The sequence below is a fragment of the Lachnotalea glycerini genome (assembly GCF_003201285.1).
GTDB lineage: Bacteria > Bacillota > Clostridia > Lachnospirales > Lachnospiraceae > Lachnotalea > Lachnotalea glycerini.
In genome coordinates this window covers 1-2,500 of record NZ_QICS01000028.1, presented here as the reverse complement: position 1 = coordinate 2,500, position 2,500 = coordinate 1, and the positions used below count along the sequence as shown (strand labels likewise).

The window sequence follows — 2,500 nt, the reverse complement described above, 5'->3', positions numbered from 1 at the left end:
CAAAGTACCACGAGACACGAGAAACCTTGTGGGAAGTAGGGGGGACCACCCCCCAAGGCTAAATACTACTTAGTGACCGATAGCGCATAGTACTGTGAAGGAAAGGTGAAAAGAACCCCGGGAGGGGAGTGAAAGAGAACCTGAAACCCTGTGTTTACAAGCTGTGGAACACCGTTATGGTGAACCGCGTACTTTTTGTAGAACGGTCCGGCGAGTTACGCTTACTGGTAAGGTTAAGCACTAAAGGTGCGGAGCCGAAGGGAAACCAAGTCTTAACAGGGCGCCAAAATCAGTAGGAGTAGACCCGAAACCGGGTGACCTATCCATGTCCAGGTTGAAGATGCCGTAAAAGGCATTGGAGGACCGAACGCACATCCGTTGAAAAGGGTGGCGATGAGGTGTGGATAGCGGAGAAATTCCAATCGAACCCGGAGATAGCTGGTTCTCCTCGAAATAGCTTTAGGGCTAGCCTCATACAAGTCATGCGGAGGTAGAGCACTGAATTTCCTAGGGGGCGTCAAAGCTTACCAAAGAATATCAAACTCCGAATGCCGTAGAGATGATGTATGGGAGTCAGACTGCACGAGATAAGTTGGGTAGTCAAAAGGGAAAGAGCCCAGACCTACAGCTAAGGTCCCAAAGTGTGTGTTAAGTGGAAAAGGATGTGAGATTTCAGAGACAACCAGGATGTTGGCTTAGAAGCAGCCATACATTAAAAGAGTGCGTAACAGCTCACTGGTCGAGAGGTCTTGCGCCGAAAATGTCCGGGGCTAAAACACAACACCGAAGCTTAGGAATCACAGTAATGTGATTGGTAGAGGAGCATTCTTAAATGCAAAGAAGCTGTACCGTAAGGAGCAGTGGAGCGTTAAGAAGAGAGAATGCCGGAATGAGTAGCGAGATAGAAGTGAGAATCTTCTAGGCCGAATATCCAAGGATTCCAGGGTAAAGCTGATCTGCCCTGGGTAAGTCGGGGCCTAAGGCGAGGTCGAAAGACGTAGTCGATGGACAACAGGTGGAAATTCCTGTACTACAATATAACAGAACTGTGGGGACGCAGAAAGAGAGCACAAGCCGGGAATGGAAAGACCGGTACAAGCGGGGTATCCGCTGGGCAGGCAAATCCGCCCAGCAAGGAGAAGACGTAAAGTGGACCGAACTAAAAGTAGGGAAGTGTGTGAGCTGGCTGCCAAGAAAAGCCGCTATTGATTATATTGTACCCGTACCGTAAACCGACACAGGTGGATGAGGAGAGAATCCTAAGGCCGACGGGAGAAGCATTGTTAAGGAACTCGGCAAAATAACCCCGTAACTTCGGGAGAAGGGGTGCCTGCGAAAGCAGGCCGCAGAGAATTGGCCCAAGCAACTGTTTAGCAAAAACACAGGTCTATGCAAAACCGAAAGGTGAGGTATATGGGCTGACGCCTGCCCGGTGCTGGAAGGTTAAGGGGAGAAGTTAGCGCAAGCGAAGCTTTGAACTTAAGCCCCAGTAAACGGCGGCCGTAACTATAACGGTCCTAAGGTAGCGAAATTCCTTGTCGGGTAAGTTCCGACCCGCACGAAAGGCGTAATGATTTGGGCACTGTCTCGACAATGCACCCGGTGAAATTGAAGTACCAGTGAAGATGCTGGTTACCCGTGCCAGGACGGAAAGACCCCATGGAGCTTTACTCCAGTTTGATACTGGGATTCGGTACTGCATGTACAGGATAGGCGGGAGACGAAGAAGTAGTGACGCCAGTCACTACGGAGTCATTGTTGGGATACCGCCCTTGTAGTATTGGATTTCTAACTAGCAGCCGTAAACCGGCTGGAGGACAATGTCAGGCGGGGAGTTTGACTGGGGCGGTCGCCTCCGAAAGAGTATCGGAGGCGCTCAAAGGTTCCCTCAGAATGGTTGGAAACCATTCGCAGAGTGCAAAGGCAAAAGGGAGCTTGACTGTGACACCGACGGGTGGAGCAGGTAGGAAACTAGGACTTAGTGATCCGGTGGTATAAAGTGGGATTGCCATCGCTCAACGGATAAAAGCTACCCTGGGGATAACAGGCTTATCACTCCCAAGAGTTCACATCGACGGAGTGGTTTGGCACCTCGATGTCGGCTCATCGCATCCTGGGGCTGAAGTAGGTCCCAAGGGTTGGGCTGTTCGCCCATTAAAGCGGTACGCGAGCTGGGTTCAGAACGTCGTGAGACAGTTCGGTCCCTATCCGGCACGGGCGCAGGATATTTGAGAGGAGCTGACCTTAGTACGAGAGGACCGGGTTGGACGAACCTCTGGTGTATCTGTTGTCGACCAACGGCATGGCAGAGTAGCCAAGTTTGGCAGGGATAAACGCTGAAGGCATCTAAGCGTGAAGCCCCCCTCAAGATGAGATATCCCATAGCGCAGGCTAGTAAGACCCCTTGAAGAGTACAAGGTAGATAGGGCAGAGGTGGAAGTGCAGTAATGTATGGAGCTGACTGTTACTAATCGGTCGAGGGCATGACCCAAAGAGAATA

Annotated in this window: 1 rRNA gene (cut by a window edge); it reads left to right on the top strand. The window is 51.2% G+C overall.

The features are described from left to right. A 23S ribosomal RNA gene (locus tag C8E03_RS21480) occupies positions 1 to 2,491 on the top strand (it extends 401 nt beyond the left edge of the window). Positions 2,492 to 2,500 lie beyond the last annotated feature (9 nt).